Genomic DNA, 13626 nt, shown 5'->3' with positions numbered 1-13626 from the left:
CAAACTCCTGTCCGGCGCTCGCCCCGCGCCGTCCTCGCGGGCGTTCAGGGCCGCAGCAGAACCGTCGACAATCTCACGGCCAGTCGGTCGTCGATGGATATGAGGTCGCCCGTCGCCACGGCGCGCCCGTTGGCCCGCAGCGTCACGCCGACACGGCCCGCGAGCGCGGGCGGGTCGAGCGCCACCACCGCGCCCGGCTGCCACGTCTCGATCTCCGCGAGGGTGAAATCCCGTTCGCCGATGTCGAAATCGATGGCGATCGCAAGGTCGGACAGCCGCACGCCCTCGGCGACGAGCGCGTCCGCCGCGCCGCCGTCGCCGCGCCCCCCGTCGCCGTCGTCCGCGGCCCGATCGGCCGGCGCGGTCTCTTCCGTCATCACGGTCTCCCTCAACCGGCGGCGCGCCCTTTCCGGCGGCCGCTCCCTGCGTCCCGCGAGGACCCATTCCTCCCCGGCGGAACGAAATTCCCACAAGGTCTTTTCGATGCGCAGCAGCAGCCTGTCGGGCGGCGTCGCCGGCAGCAGGATCACGGTTCCCGTTCTCAGGCGGGCCAGTTCCCGCATCGGCAGTTCGCTTGCGCCGAGCGTGAACGCGGCCGGAACCGTGATGGCGGCGCTCGCCTGCGCCTGCACCACCGCCGGGATGACGTGCCCCGCCGCCAGGGCGAGCAGCCGCGCCCGCGCGCATCCGAGCGTGAGCGCCACCGGGTCCGGCGCGAGCCCCGAGAATTGCAGGTCGAACCAGACGACATCGCCGCCGGGCGGCTCCCGCACCGTTCCCGATCCCGCGACGACGGCATCGTCCATGATCCCCGCCGGCAGGGCGCGATGGACGAAATCGACCATGCCCTCGATCAGCGCCTCGCGCAGCGCCGGCGGCAGCACCGGGAAATCGGCGATGGCGAGCGGGGCGCCGAACAGCCCGGCGAACGGAAACGCGCGCCAGACGACATGGGCGCTGCCGCCGCCGCCGAAGCGAAGCGTCGTGCACGGTGATTGCGCGTCGGGCGCCGCCGCGGGCGTGAAGACGAGATGCGCGCCGCCGGCGAGCGGCAGCGGCGCTCCGGCATGGCTGAGGATCGCGTTCCACAGGGCTTCGGAGCGCCCGATGCCGGGCATCTCCGGCGGCTGCCACAACGGGGCCGTCACGATGAGCGATCCATGCGCACGGCGCCGCCGGTCGCGCCGCCACCCTCGCCCTCCGCACCCGCCGTCCTGGCGAGCACGCGCACCGTGCGGTTGCCGAAACGCCGCGAAAGCCGATCCGCCAGCGCCTGTGTGGCGTGGGTCATCTCCTCCGCGAATTTCGTGGCCTGGCCGGAGAGCACGACGTCGAGTCCGTTGGCGGACATGAGCAGCTTCACGGTGCCGAGGCCGGCGGCCAGTTCGCCCAGATCGATGCTGATGCTTCGCACGCCGCCCGGTGCGACGCCGAGTTCGGCGCGAAGCGTCTGCTCGATGCGCGTGGCGATGGTGTCGAACACTTCCTGCAACCGGGAGGCGGCGGGCGACTCCCGCTCCGGCGGTCCTGCCTGCCGGATGTCGGTGAGCAGCGGCAGCGTCGAGAGAGCGTGTGCCCCGAGAGCGAGCAATTGCAGATCCTCCAGCCGGTCTTCCACCGGGGCCTGCGCCTCGTCGGCGTCGGGCGGGCTCGCCGCGGGGGCGGGAAAGGCGTCGTCGTCCTGCCGTTTGATAGTTTCCTCCAGACGGTTCAGGAAATCGCCGGCGCGGGCCGAGAGGTTGTTGCGCCGGTCGTCCGGGTTCCTGTCGCCGCCCGGCGCGCCGCCCGTCTGCCCGTCCGGCATCTGCTGGCCATGGAAGCCGGGGAAGGCGTCCCGTCCGCCGGCCGTGTCGCGCCGCTCCCCGTCGCGCTGCGGCCGGTCGTCCTTGCCGAAGCCCGCATCGGAGGGAAGGGGATGATAAGGTCCGATGGTGCTCATGCGATCCTCCGTGCGGGCCGGGCGAAGAGGTCTTCGATCTCGGTCTCCTCGCGCAGCGCCGCCTCTTCCTCGGCCTCGGTCTGCATCGTCTCCGTGATGGTGATGTACTTGTCGCGGTTCCTGACCGCCGCGCGGTAGGCCGCGCCGGCCGCGTCGCGTTCTTCCTGGCGCCGCGCCTCGATCTGGCGCGCGCGGTCCCACTCGTCGCGCAGCGCCGTGTGCTCCTTCTCGATGCCGACGATTTCCGCCCGCACGTCATCCAGCCCGTCGAGATTGACGATGCGCCGCAACACCTTGTCATAGGCGGCCTGCTCGCGCGCCGGAATCGTCACCCGGAAGGCCTCGGCGGCCTCGAAGGCGCGCTGTGTCGCCTCGCGCGCCCGTTCGAGCTCGGCCTTCGCGGCGCGCATGGCTTTCAGCGCCTGCTCCTGCTTGAGCTCCTTGATCCGCAACAGCGCCTTCATCTGCCCGATCATCGGCAAAGCTCCGCGAGCTTGCCCAGCGTGCCCTCGAAGGTCTCGAACTCGTCGGTGCGCTGGCGCAGGAAGGCGTTGACGGCCTTGTTCTTCGAGACCGCGACATCGGTTTCCGCGTCGTTGCCGGGCTTGTATTCGCCGACCCTGATCAGCAGCTCGACATCGGCGTAGGTGGCGAGCCAGCGGTTGATCTGCCCCGCCATCTTGCGGTGCTCGGGCGTCGTCACCGCGTTCATCACGCGGCTTTTCGAGGCGAGCACGTCGACGGCGGGGTAATGATTGGCGGCCCCCAGCTTGCGCGAGAGAATGATGTGGCCGTCGAGGATCGAACGCGTCTCGTCCGCGACCGGCTCGTTCATGTCGTCGCCCTCGACGAGCACCGTGTAAAGCGCCGTGATCGAGCCCGTCTCGTTCATGCCGACGCGCTCCATCAGCCGCGGCAGCATGGCGAAGACGGAGGGCGGGAAGCCGCGCCGGGTGGGCGGCTCGCCGGCGGCGAGGCCGATCTCGCGCTGGGCGCGGGCGAAACGCGTCACCGAATCCATCAGGAACAGCACGCGCTTGCCCTGATCGCGAAAATATTCGGCGATCGCCGTCGCCGCGAAGGCGGCCTTGGCGCGCTCCATCGAGCTGCGGTCGGACGTCGCGCACACGAGAACGGATTTCGCGAGGCCCTCCGGTCCCAGATCGTGCTCGATGAACTCGCGCACCTCGCGCCCGCGCTCGCCGATCAGCGCCAGCACCGTCACGTCGACATCCGCGCCCTTTACCAGCATCGACAGCAGCGTGGATTTGCCGCCGCCCGCCGCCGCGAACACGCCCATGCGCTGGCCCTCGCCGCAGGTCAGCAGCCCGTCGAGCACGCGCAGGCCGAGCGAGAGCGGCGTGTCGATGATGCGCCGCCGCATGGGATCGGGCGGGTCCTGATAGATCGGATAATATGTGTCGGGCGTGAACGGAATGTCCTTGCCGTCGATGAAGCGGCCCAGGCCGTCGAGCACGCGGCCCATCAGGCCGGCGCCGACGGGCACGGATTGCACGCGCCCGGTGCGGCGCACCTCGGTCCGCGGCGAAACGCCCTGCGTTTCCCCGATCGGCGACAGCAGCGCCTCGTCGTTCAGGAAGCCGACGCATTCCGCCAGCAGCCGCATGCCGTTGGAGCGGGTGAACAGCTCCACGATCTCGCCGACCTGGATCTCGGGCACCGAGGCGTGGATGATCGTGCCCACCACCTTGCGCACCTTGCCCGTCGCCGTATAGGGCGCGAACGCGCCCGCACCGCCCGCGAGCCGCGCGACGAAGCTCTCGGGCCAGCCGGCGAGCCGCTTTTCCCGCTGCGCGAAAAGGCTCGCCAGATCCGGCGCGGCGCGGCCCGGCGCATGGGGGTTAGCGGTCATCGTCGCCGCCTCCCGCCCGCTCGCCGTCGCCTTCCGCCGCAGAAAACGCACCGGCGGCCAGCTCGCGCAGGATGCCCTCGAACTCCGCGACGCGCGCGCCGAGATCGCCCTCGACACGGCCGATGGCCGTCTCGATCACCACCTGCGGCGGCGACAGCGCCGGGTCCTCCACAATCTCGATCAGCTCGAAACTCGGGAAATCGGCCACAATGGCGCTGACGCTCGCCTGAAAGAAAGCCGCCTGTTCAGGAGAGACGCGCAGTTCCGCCTTCCTTTCCCGGCGCATCTGCTTCAGCCCGCCCCGTACCGCCGCCATCGCGCGGGCGTCGACGTCGAAACCGTCGATGAGCTTGCGCACGCACGCCGCGACGAGGTTCACGATGTCGCGCTCAAGCCCGCGCAGCCGGGCGTCGAGGTCCGCATCCTGACGCAGCATCTGCTCCGCCGCCTGCAACTGCCCGCGCGACAGCCCTTCCTGAAAGCCCTTGCGGCGCTCCGCCTCGCGCACGGCTTCCGCGTCCCTCACGATCGCCGCCGCCCGCTCCCGCGCTTCCGCGAGCAGGCGGTCGGCCTCGCCGACGGGCGCGAATGCCTCCGGCGGCACGACATGCAGGCCCTCGGGAACGCGGAATCCGAGATCCTCCAGCCGATAGTGCTCGCTCAGCTCACGATACGCGACCACGGCGGAAATCTCCGGTGAAGCAGTTTGACGATATGGGCGGCATGCTGATCGGTGAGCGGCAGCGCGAGGCGGGTTTCGTGGCCGTCGTCGGGCGGGACGGGATTGCGGATGGCGAACAGCGGCACGAGGAACGGCTCCGTCCGGTCCACCAGCAGGCGCAGCGCCATGCCGCCCGTGGCCGCGATGCGTCGGCCGATGTCCCGGGCCTCCTCCTCGCTCCCCGCCACGCCCGCATCGAGAGCGAACGAGCCGCCGTCGAGTCCGGCGAGGGATGCATGGAGCACAGGCGCCTCGCGCGTCGCCATCTGGTAGATGTCGTCGCCCAGAATGCCGCGCAGCGCCTCCCGCCCGCTTTTCAGCGGCTGCGAGAGGAAATGCCGGTGCAATATCATGGCGCCGATGAGCAGCGATGCCTGCCCGATGATCGCGGCGTCGCCCGTCGCGAGCATCAGCGCCAGATTGCTGGCGGCGCTGCGCCCGAGCCGGCGCAACTGCATGGCGTCGATATCGATGGTCTCCAGCGCCGACATCCGCGCGATCGCCCGGTTGAGGGGGGCCGCGAAATCGGGGTGGCGGGCGATCGCGAGAATATCGGCCGCGGCGAGGGGCGCCGTGTCGGCGGGTGTGTTGACGGCGGCGCCGAGCGGGCGGGCGATCGCGGCGGCAAGCTGAACCGCGACCGAAAGCTTCACCGCCGGCCGGTTGCCGCTTTCCCCGCCGGCGCTTCCCTCATGCGCCGGCGCGCCGGCCGCGTGCGTTTCCGGCGCATCCGGCATCCCTTGCCGCGTGAGCGGCGGAGAGGAGACGATGCGCCGCGCGCCCTCGTCCGCGCCCGCCAGGCCGCCTTGCCGGGTCATGTCGGCTCAAGGGGGGAGGAGGGGGCCGCGTCGACGGCATCCGCCGTCTTGCCGGTTCTCCCGCGCAGATAAAGATAGGCCCCCGCCGCCACGGCGGCCGCCAGAAGGATGACGACGCCGATCAGGGCGTAGAAAATGAGCCGGAAACGGTCGGCGTCGGTTTCACGCACGGCGATGCCGGGCAACAGTTCGACCGTGGCCTCGAGACGGGTGGACGTCTCCGGCTTTATCGGCACCGCCTCCGACAGGATGACGGTGACGCTCGCGTAATCGAGCCCCTCGATGGAACTGCTGACCAGACGCCTGATCTGCGGCACGAAGAAATCCAGATCCACGCCGGCCTGATGCTTGATGAAGACGGCGGCGGAGGCGGGCGTCGGCTGCTTGCCCATTTGCGGCGGATCGGGCTGAACGATATGGACGCGCGCCGTCACGACGCCGTCGATGAAGCTGAGCGTGCGCGCAACCTCGTCGCCCAGCGTGCTGACGTAGCGCACCTTTTCCTCGAAGGGCGAGGACATGATGCCGGATTTCTGGAACACCTCGTTGATGGAGGCGTGGGAAACCGAAGGCAACCCCTTGCTGCTGAGCAACGCCAGCGATCTCAGCACGTCCTGACTGCCGACCCTGATCGCGAAGCCCTCCTTGCCGACCGCGACCTTTTCGGCGGCGATGCCGCTCGTCAGCAGTTCGGCAAGCATCTTGTTCGCCTCGGTCTCGGCAAGGCCCGTGTAAAGTTCGCTTTTGCTGCAACCGGCGAGCAACAACGACAGGCCGACCGCAAACCACAACGCTATGCGACGCCACCCACCCTGCATGTATTCCGCCTGCCTGCATCCGATGGACGGCGCGGCGCCCACTTACTGACCCTTCATCAACTGATCGACCGCCTGCGTGGTCTTGCCGGTCAACTTGGACGACATGTCGAGCAGCATCGTGTACTTGACGACTTCCACCTGCATGCCGAGCAGCGTATTGGCGTCCACGACCTTTTCATTCGCCAGCGCGGAAATCCGCTCCTGCTGCACGTCGAAGATGCCACGCATCTTTTGCAGCCCGCCCAGAATGGAATCGCCCGTGGTGGATGGCGAGGGCGCATCGAGAGACAGGGCTCTGCGCGCACGCTCCTGCTCGCTCGCCGCTTCCGTCGGGGAGACGGCGGCCGGATCGGAATCGGCTTTCGGCGGCTGGCCCGCCCCGTTGTTATCCAGCGCTTTTCGGAAGGCATCCACACTTGCCTGACCCGCATCGCGCGTCCCGCCGTCGACGGGGACGATCGGCACGACACCAAGGCCACTCATCAGCAATCCCGGATCAGACATAGCATACCTCCATGCTTCAATATAATACGACAATATGCGACGGCGCGCAACAGTATGCGGCAAGCGGCTTTTTCTTGATATAAGCTTTAATTTAACTGTTTATAAATAATTTTTATCTTTTTTAATTGAAAGTATAGTCCAATTTATCCGATGATGATCGCTTTGAAATTGCGGAATGTGTATTTTTACTTCTTGTGACAAGTAAATAATATGTATCCGTTTGTCCGGGCGCGGATCGCCGCACCCGGACAGGAAGTCCGGCCGCTTGCAACGTGTCCCGTTCGGAATGAAACAGGACACGTTCCAGATCCCTCGTTCCGGGCGAGTTCCGATCGTTCGGACGATTCCGTCTGAACGGACTGCGCTCAGCGGGGCAGCAGGCTTTCGCCCATCAGGAAGGCGTCGATGGCGTGCGCCGCCTGCCGGCCCTCGCGGATGGCCCATACCACCAGCGACTGGCCGCGCCGCATGTCGCCGGCAGCGAACACCTTTTCGCGCGAGGTGCGATAGGCCAGCGTGTCGGCGGCGACGTTGCCGCGCCTGTCGAGCGCCACGCCCGCCTGTTCCAGCATGCCTTCATGGATGGCGCTCGCGAAGCCGATGGCGATGAACACCAGATCGGCCTTGCGGATGAACTCCGTGCCCGGAATGGGCTTGCGCCGCTCGTCCACGCGCGCGCAGCGCACGCCGGTGACGAGGCCGTTCTTGCCCTCGAGCCCGAGCGTCGCCGCCTGGAACTCGCGTTCCGCGCCTTCCGCCTGGCTCGATGAGGTGCGGAACTTCGTCGGCCAATAGGGCCAGATGGTGAGCTTGTCCTCCAGCAACGGCGCCATCGGGCGGATGTCGAGCTGCGTCACCGACAGCGCCCCCTGCCGGAAGGCGGTGCCGACGCAGTCGGAGGCCGTGTCGCCGCCGCCGACCACCACGACATGCTTGCCGGTGGCGAGGATCGGCTCCTCGTGCGCGGACGGTTCCTCGCCGCCGTTCAGCTTGTTCTGCTGGATGAGGTAGGGCATGGCATAGTAGACGCCCTTGAGGTTCGTGCCCGGCAATTGCGGATCGCGCGGCTTTTCCGAGCCGCCCGTCAGCAGCACGGCGTCGAAGCCGTCGACGATCTCGTCGAAGGGATGCGTCACGCCCACGTTGACGCCGTAGTGGAAGCGCACGCCCTCCTGCTCCATCTGCGCGATGCGCCGGTCGATGTGGTGCTTCTCCATCTTGAAGTCGGGGATGCCGTAGCGCAGCAGGCCGCCGGCCCTCTGCTCGCGCTCGAACACATGCACCTCATGCCCCGCGCGCGCCAGTTGCTGTGCCGCCGCGAGCCCGGCCGGACCGGAGCCGATGACGGCCACCCGCCTGCCGGTTTGCTGCGGCGCGATCTCCGGCACGATCCAGCCTTCCGCCCACGCCTTGTCGGCGATGGTCTGCTCGATGCTCTTGATCGTCACCGGCATGTTCTCGAGGTTCAGCGTGCAGGCTTCCTCGCAGGGGGCGGGGCAGATGCGGCCGGTGAACTCGGGGAAGTTGTTGGTGGAATGCAGGTTGAGCGCCGCCTGTCTCCAGTCCTGATGGTAGACGAGATCGTTCCAGTCCGGGATCTGGTTATGCACCGGGCAGCCCGTGTCGCCGTGGCAGAACGGGATGCCGCAGTCCATGCAGCGCGCGGCCTGCCGCTCCACGTCCCTGTCTTCGAGAGGGAGCGTGAACTCGCGGAAATGGCGCACGCGGTCGCCGGCCGGCTCGTACTTGCCTTCCTGGCGGTCGTATTCGAGAAATCCTGTTACCTTGCCCATTGCCGCCTCCCTTATTCCGCAGCCTGCAACACGCGCGCACGCTCCATCTCGCGGATGGCCCGCCGGTATTCGACCGGCATCACCTTCACGAATTTCGTGCGATATCCCTGCCAGTCGTCGAGAATGGCGCGTCCGCGGGCGGAGCCCGTGTGGCGGACGTGGTTGGCGATGAGCTGCATCAGCCGCTCCTCGTCATGGCGGGACATGTCGGCCAGAATGTCGATGCGGCCCTTGGTTTCGAGATCGCCGCCATGGTGATGCAGGCGTTCCATCAGGTCTTCTTCTTCCTCCACCGGTTCGAGATCGACCATCGACAGGTTGCAGCGCCTGGCGAAGGTGCCGTCCTCGTCCAGCACATAGGCGATGCCGCCCGACATGCCGGCCGCGAAGTTGCGCCCCGTCTCGCCCAGCACCACCACGACGCCGCCGGTCATGTATTCGCAGCCGTGATCGCCGGTGCCCTCGACGACCGCGATGGCGCCCGAGTTGCGCACGGCGAAGCGTTCGCCCGCCACGCCGCGCAGGTAGCATTCGCCGGCGATCGCCCCGTAAAGCACGGTGTTGCCGGCGATGATCGAACGCTCGGGCAGCGCCTGCATGCCGGGGGAGGGGCGCACGATGATGCGGCCGCCCGAAAGGCCCTTGCCGACATAATCGTTGGCCTCGCCTTCGAGGTCGAGCGTCACGCCGGCCGCGAGGAACGCGCCGAAGCTCTGGCCGGCCGTGCCGGTGAGCCTCACGGCGATGGTGTCGTCGGGCAGCCCCTCCATGCCGTAGCGCCGGGCGACCTCGCCCGAGAGCATCGCGCCCGTGGTGCGATCCACGCTGCGGATGGCGCGCTCCAGCACCACCGGCGTGCGGTTCTCGATAGCCTCGCGCGCCTCCGCGATCAGGCCGCGGTCGAGCACGTTATCGATGGGATGATGCTGGCGCTCGGCGTGATGCAGCGGGCCGTCCGTTTCCGGCACGTGCAGCAGGCGTGAGAAGTCGAGCCCCTTCGCCTTCCAGTGCGCCAGCGCCTCGCGCTGGTCGATGAGATCGGCGCGCCCGATCAGTTCCTCGAAGCGGGTGAAGCCCATTTCGGCCATCAGCTCGCGCACTTCCTCCGCCACGAAGAAGAAGTAGTTGATCACATGCTCCGGCAGGCCCTTGAAGCGCTTGCGCAGCACCGGGTCCTGCGTGGCGACGCCCACCGGACAGGTGTTGAGGTGGCACTTGCGCATCATGATGCAGCCGGCCGCGATCAGCGGCGCGGTGGAGAAGCCGAATTCGTCGGCGCCCATCAGCGCGCCGATGACGACGTCGCGCCCCGTGCGCAGGCCGCCGTCGACCTGCAACACCACGCGCCCGCGCAGGCCGTTGAGCACCAGCGTCTGCTGCGTTTCAGCCAGCCCCGGCTCCCACGGCGAACCGGCGTGCTTGAGCGAGGTGAGGGGGCTCGCGCCCGTGCCGCCCTCGTAGCCGGAAATCGTGATGTGATCGGCGCGCGCCTTGGCGACGCCCGCAGCCACCGTGCCGACGCCCGCCTCCGACACCAGCTTCACCGACACGTCGGCGGCCGGATTGACGTTCTTGAGGTCGAAGATGAGCTGCGCCAGATCCTCGATGGAGTAGATGTCGTGGTGCGGCGGCGGCGAGATGAGGCCGACGCCGGGCGTGGAATGGCGCACGCGGGCGATGACGGCGTTGACCTTGTGGCCGGGCAACTGCCCGCCCTCGCCGGGCTTGGCCCCCTGCGCCACCTTGATCTGCATCATGTCGGCGTTGACGAGATATTCCGCCGTGACGCCGAAGCGCCCCGAGGCCACCTGCTTGATGGAGGAGCGGCGCGAGCGGCCGTTCGCGTCGGGCACGAAGCGTTCCGCCTCCTCGCCGCCCTCGCCGGTGTTCGACTTGCCGCCGATGGCGTTGAGCGCGATCGCCAGCGTCTCGTGCGCCTCGCGCGAGATGGAGCCGAACGACATCGCCCCGGTCGAGAAGCGCCTGACGATCTCGGCCGCCGGCTCGACCAGCTCCGGCAGCACGGGCTTGCGGCCCTGCGCGACGGCGCTTCTCAGGCGAAACAGGCCGCGGATGGTGGCGAGGCGGTTGTCCTGCTCGTTGATGCGCGCGGCAAACGCGCGGTACTTGTCCTGCGCGTTGAGGCGCACGGCGTGCTGCAACTCCGCCACCGCGTCCGGCGTCCAGACGTGATCCTCGCCGCGGATGCGATAGCCGTAGTCGCCGCCGACATCGAGCGCATGGCGCAGCACCGGCACGTCCGCGAACGCGGCCCGGTGGCGGCGCACCGTCTCCTCGGCGATCTCGGCCAGCCCGATGCCCTCGATGCCGGTCGCGGTGCCGAAGAAATAGCGGTCCACGAAAGCGCCGTTCAGCCCGATGGCGTCGAAAATCTGCGCGCCGCAATAGGACTGGTAGGTCGAGATGCCCATCTTGGACATCACCTTCAGCAGCCCCTTGTCCACCGCCTTGATGTAGCGGTGCACGATCTCGTCCTCGGAAACCTCTTCCGGGAAGTCGAGCGCCTCGTGCATGGACAGCAGCGTATCGAACGCGAGCCAGGGATTGATGGCTTCCGCGCCGTAGCCCGCAAGGCAGGCGAAGTGATGGATTTCACGCGGCTCGCCCGATTCCACCACGAGGCCGACGGACGTGCGCAAGCCCTTGCGGATCAGATGATGATGCACGGCGGCGGTGGCCAGCAGCGCCGGAATGGCGATGCGGTCCGGCCCCACCTGCCGGTCGGACAGGATGATGATGTTGTAGCCGCCGTGCACGGCCGCCTCGGCGCGCTCGCACAGGCGCTCCAGCGCGCCCTCCATGCCGGCCGCGCCTTGCAGGGCGGGGTAGGTGATGTCGAGCGTCTTGGTGTCGAAACGGTCCTCGTAATGGCCGATGCAGCGGATCTTTTCGAGATCCGCATTGGTGAGGATCGGCTGGCGCACTTCAAGGCGCTTCTTCCGCGAGGTGCCCTCGAGGTCGAGGATGTTGGGCCGCGGGCCGATGAACGACACGAGGCTCATGACGAGTTCCTCGCGGATCGGGTCGATCGGCGGATTCGTCACCTGCGCGAAATTCTGCTTGAAGTAGGAATAGAGCGGCTTCGATTGCCGCGACAGCACCGAGATCGGCGCGTCATTCCCCATCGAACCCACGGCTTCCTGCCCGGTCACGGCCATCGGCGGCAGTACGAGCTTGAGGTCTTCCTGCGTGTAGCCGAATGCCTGCTGGCGATCGAGCAGGCTCACGTCGGTGCGCGACTCGCGCGCCTGCACCGGCGGCAGTTCCTCCAGCACCAGTTGCGTGCGGTCGAGCCATTCGCGGTAAGGATGGGCGCCGGTATAGAGGCGCTTGACCTCCTCGTCGGGCACGATGCGGCCCTGTTCGAGATCGATCAGCAGCATCTTGCCCGGTTGCAGCCGCCACTTCTCGACGATCTTCTCCTGCGGAATGTCGAGCACGCCCATTTCGGAGGCGCCGACCACGAGGCCGTCGTCGGTCACGACATAGCGGGTGGGGCGCAGGCCGTTGCGGTCGAGCGTCGCGCCGATCTGGCGGCCGTCGGTGAAGATGAGCGCGGCCGGGCCGTCCCAGGGCTCCATCAGCGCGGCGTGATATTCATAGAAGGCGCGCCGTTCCTCGTCCATCAGCGGGTTGCCGGCCCACGCTTCCGGCACCAGCATCATCATGGCGTGCGCCAGCGGATAGCCGCCGCGCACGAGGAATTCGAGCGCGTTGTCGAGGCAGGCGGTGTCGGACTGCCCCTCGTAGGAAATGGGCCACAGCTTGGCGATGTCGTTGCCGAACAGTTCGGAATCGACGGACGCCTGTCGCGCCGCCATCCAGTTGACGTTGCCGCGCAGCGTGTTGATCTCGCCGTTGTGCGCCATCATCCGGTAGGGATGCGCCAGCGACCAGGTGGGAAACGTGTTGGTGGCGAAGCGCTGGTGCACGAGCGAGATGGCGCTGGTGAAGCGCGGATCGTTGAGATCGAGGTAATAGTCGCCGAGGCCGGTGGCGAGCAGCATGCCCTTGTAGACCAGCGTGCGCGACGACAGGCTGACGGGGTAATAACCGTCGGTGCGCGGGTCGTTCATGTTGTAGACGGTGTTCGACACCACCTTGCGGGCGATGAACAGCCGGCGCTCGAATTCCTCGCGCGTGGCGATGCCGGGGCCGCGCCCGACGATGATCTGGCGGTGCTGCGGCTCGGTCGGACGCACGGATTCGCCAAGGCCGGACGGGTCGACCGGCACGTTGCGCCAGCCGAGCAGCGTCAGCCCCTCGTCGGCGATCACCTTCTCCACGATGTCGGTGACGAGACGAAAGCCCTCGCCGTCGCGCGGCATGAACAGGTGGCCCACGGCGTATTCGCCGGGCGCGGGCAGGGTGAAGCCGAGCTTTTCCGCTTCCTCCGCGAAGAACGCGTGCGGGATCTGCACCAGCATGCCGCAGCCGTCGCCCGCCTTCGGGTCCGCGCCGACGGCGCCGCGATGGTCGAGATTCTTCAGGATGGTGAGGCCGTATTGCACGATCTCGTGCGAGGGCACGTTGTGCATGTTGGCGGCGAAGCCCACGCCGCAGGCGTCGTGCTCGTTGCGCGGATCGTAAAGTCCTTGCGCGCGCGGAAGACCGGCGGCGCGCGGACGATCGGCGGCCGTTTTTTCAATGGAAGCTGTCTTGTCGATGGAGGTTGCGGCAACGATATCGCGGGCGCGGCCCTCGAGCGGGCGCGGCTGTTGCCATCCACGATGCAGCTTCTCATTGAAATTGTTCATTTTTTCTTCCTGTGCGCGGCCGGAAAGGCCTCCTTGGAACCGGGGTCGGGAAAGCGCCCGGCGCGCTGCATGCGCGCCGGATTCGGGCCTGATGCGGCAAGCACCGGAGAGTCCGATGGCTGGGCCGTTCAATCCGGGCCGATCAGTTTGTCTGTTGGCAGGTCCTGATTACCGCGGGCGGACGCGCCTGCACCGCGCCCACCCGTTTGCGTCATGCGCACCGGGCAGGGGCACGGCTTTCGGCCGTGCTTATCCGCCCGCTCGCGTATCCGCTTTGCGGATGGCGGGTTCGGTCTCGAATGGGGCGACAGCGAACGGAACGACCGAAATGCGTGCCATAATAACCAACGAGCCTCGCGGCGTCCGCCGGTCGCCTGACCGC

General features: G+C 67.9%; 10 protein-coding genes. All 10 read right to left on the bottom strand.

Translation table 11 applies throughout. The features are described 5' to 3' along the window. Positions 1-44: 44 nt before the first annotated feature. Entirely contained in the window at positions 45-1148 is a 1104-nt protein-coding gene (locus ACOYJQ_RS00325) for a FliM/FliN family flagellar motor switch protein (protein ID WP_433455396.1), read from the bottom strand. Further along, positions 1145-1939 carry a hypothetical protein gene (locus ACOYJQ_RS00320; RefSeq protein ID WP_433455394.1) on the bottom strand — a complete coding sequence of 265 codons (795 nt, stop codon included), beginning with the start codon at positions 1937-1939 and terminating at the stop codon, positions 1145-1147. The genes ACOYJQ_RS00325 and ACOYJQ_RS00320 overlap by 4 nt, the downstream gene beginning before the upstream one ends. Further along, positions 1936-2415, bottom strand: coding sequence for a type III secretion system stalk subunit SctO (gene sctO, locus ACOYJQ_RS00315; protein WP_433455393.1), 480 nt, complete (start codon positions 2413-2415; stop codon positions 1936-1938). Before sctO ends, ACOYJQ_RS00320 begins: the two co-directional genes overlap by 4 nt. Beyond that, a complete protein-coding gene (sctN, locus tag ACOYJQ_RS00310) occupies positions 2412-3812 on the bottom strand; it encodes a type III secretion system ATPase SctN (protein WP_433455391.1) in 1401 nt (466 codons plus the stop codon). Before sctN ends, sctO begins: the two co-directional genes overlap by 4 nt. Next, complete coding sequence (gene sctL, locus ACOYJQ_RS00305) at positions 3802-4494, bottom strand: type III secretion system stator protein SctL (RefSeq protein WP_433455389.1); 693 nt, start codon at positions 4492-4494, stop codon at positions 3802-3804. The genes sctN and sctL overlap by 11 nt, the downstream gene beginning before the upstream one ends. After that, entirely contained in the window at positions 4473-5351 is an 879-nt protein-coding gene (locus ACOYJQ_RS00300; protein ID WP_433455387.1) for a hypothetical protein, read from the bottom strand. The genes sctL and ACOYJQ_RS00300 overlap by 22 nt, the downstream gene beginning before the upstream one ends. Then, positions 5348-6169 (bottom strand): type III secretion system inner membrane ring lipoprotein SctJ, encoded by an 822-nt coding sequence (gene sctJ, locus ACOYJQ_RS00295; RefSeq protein WP_433455385.1) that lies wholly within the window; start codon positions 6167-6169, stop codon positions 5348-5350. Before sctJ ends, ACOYJQ_RS00300 begins: the two co-directional genes overlap by 4 nt. 42 nt (positions 6170-6211) lie before the next feature. Continuing rightward, positions 6212-6652, bottom strand: a complete 441-nt coding sequence (locus ACOYJQ_RS00290; RefSeq protein WP_433455383.1) for an EscI/YscI/HrpB family type III secretion system inner rod protein — start codon at positions 6650-6652, stop codon at positions 6212-6214. Between the two features lie 386 nt (positions 6653-7038). Then, positions 7039-8466 (bottom strand): glutamate synthase subunit beta, encoded by a 1428-nt coding sequence (locus tag ACOYJQ_RS00285; RefSeq protein ID WP_433455381.1) that lies wholly within the window; start codon positions 8464-8466, stop codon positions 7039-7041. Between the two features lie 11 nt (positions 8467-8477). Beyond that, the gene (gltB, locus tag ACOYJQ_RS00280) at positions 8478-13244 is read right to left on the bottom strand and encodes a glutamate synthase large subunit (RefSeq protein WP_433455379.1); all 4767 of its coding nucleotides are present in this window, start codon (positions 13242-13244) and stop codon (positions 8478-8480) included. Positions 13245-13626: the final 382 nt, after the last annotated feature.

This window comes from Pseudochelatococcus sp. (assembly GCF_050946405.1).
GTDB lineage: Bacteria > Pseudomonadota > Alphaproteobacteria > Rhizobiales > Beijerinckiaceae > Pseudochelatococcus.
The sequence above is the reverse complement of the archived record's forward strand: the minus strand, read 5'-3'. Positions and strand labels throughout refer to the sequence as shown.

Bases quoted from the DNA above. Each gene is read 5' to 3' on its own strand.
- sctO (WP_433455393.1), bottom strand. From the start codon at position 2,415: ATGATCGGGCAGATGAAGGCGCTGTTGCGGATCAAGGAGCTCAAGCAG.
- ACOYJQ_RS00285 (WP_433455381.1), bottom strand. From the start codon at position 8,466: ATGGGCAAGGTAACAGGATTTCTCGAATACGACCGCCAGGAAGGCAAG.
- gltB (WP_433455379.1), bottom strand. From the start codon at position 13,244: ATGAACAATTTCAATGAGAAGCTGCATCGTGGATGGCAACAGCCGCGC.
- ACOYJQ_RS00320 (WP_433455394.1), bottom strand. From the start codon at position 1,939: ATGAGCACCATCGGACCTTATCATCCCCTTCCCTCCGATGCGGGCTTC.
- sctJ (WP_433455385.1), bottom strand. From the start codon at position 6,169: ATGCAGGGTGGGTGGCGTCGCATAGCGTTGTGGTTTGCGGTCGGCCTG.
- ACOYJQ_RS00290 (WP_433455383.1), bottom strand. From the start codon at position 6,652: ATGAGTGGCCTTGGTGTCGTGCCGATCGTCCCCGTCGACGGCGGGACG.
- ACOYJQ_RS00300 (WP_433455387.1), bottom strand. From the start codon at position 5,351: ATGACCCGGCAAGGCGGCCTGGCGGGCGCGGACGAGGGCGCGCGGCGC.
- sctN (WP_433455391.1), bottom strand. From the start codon at position 3,812: ATGACCGCTAACCCCCATGCGCCGGGCCGCGCCGCGCCGGATCTGGCG.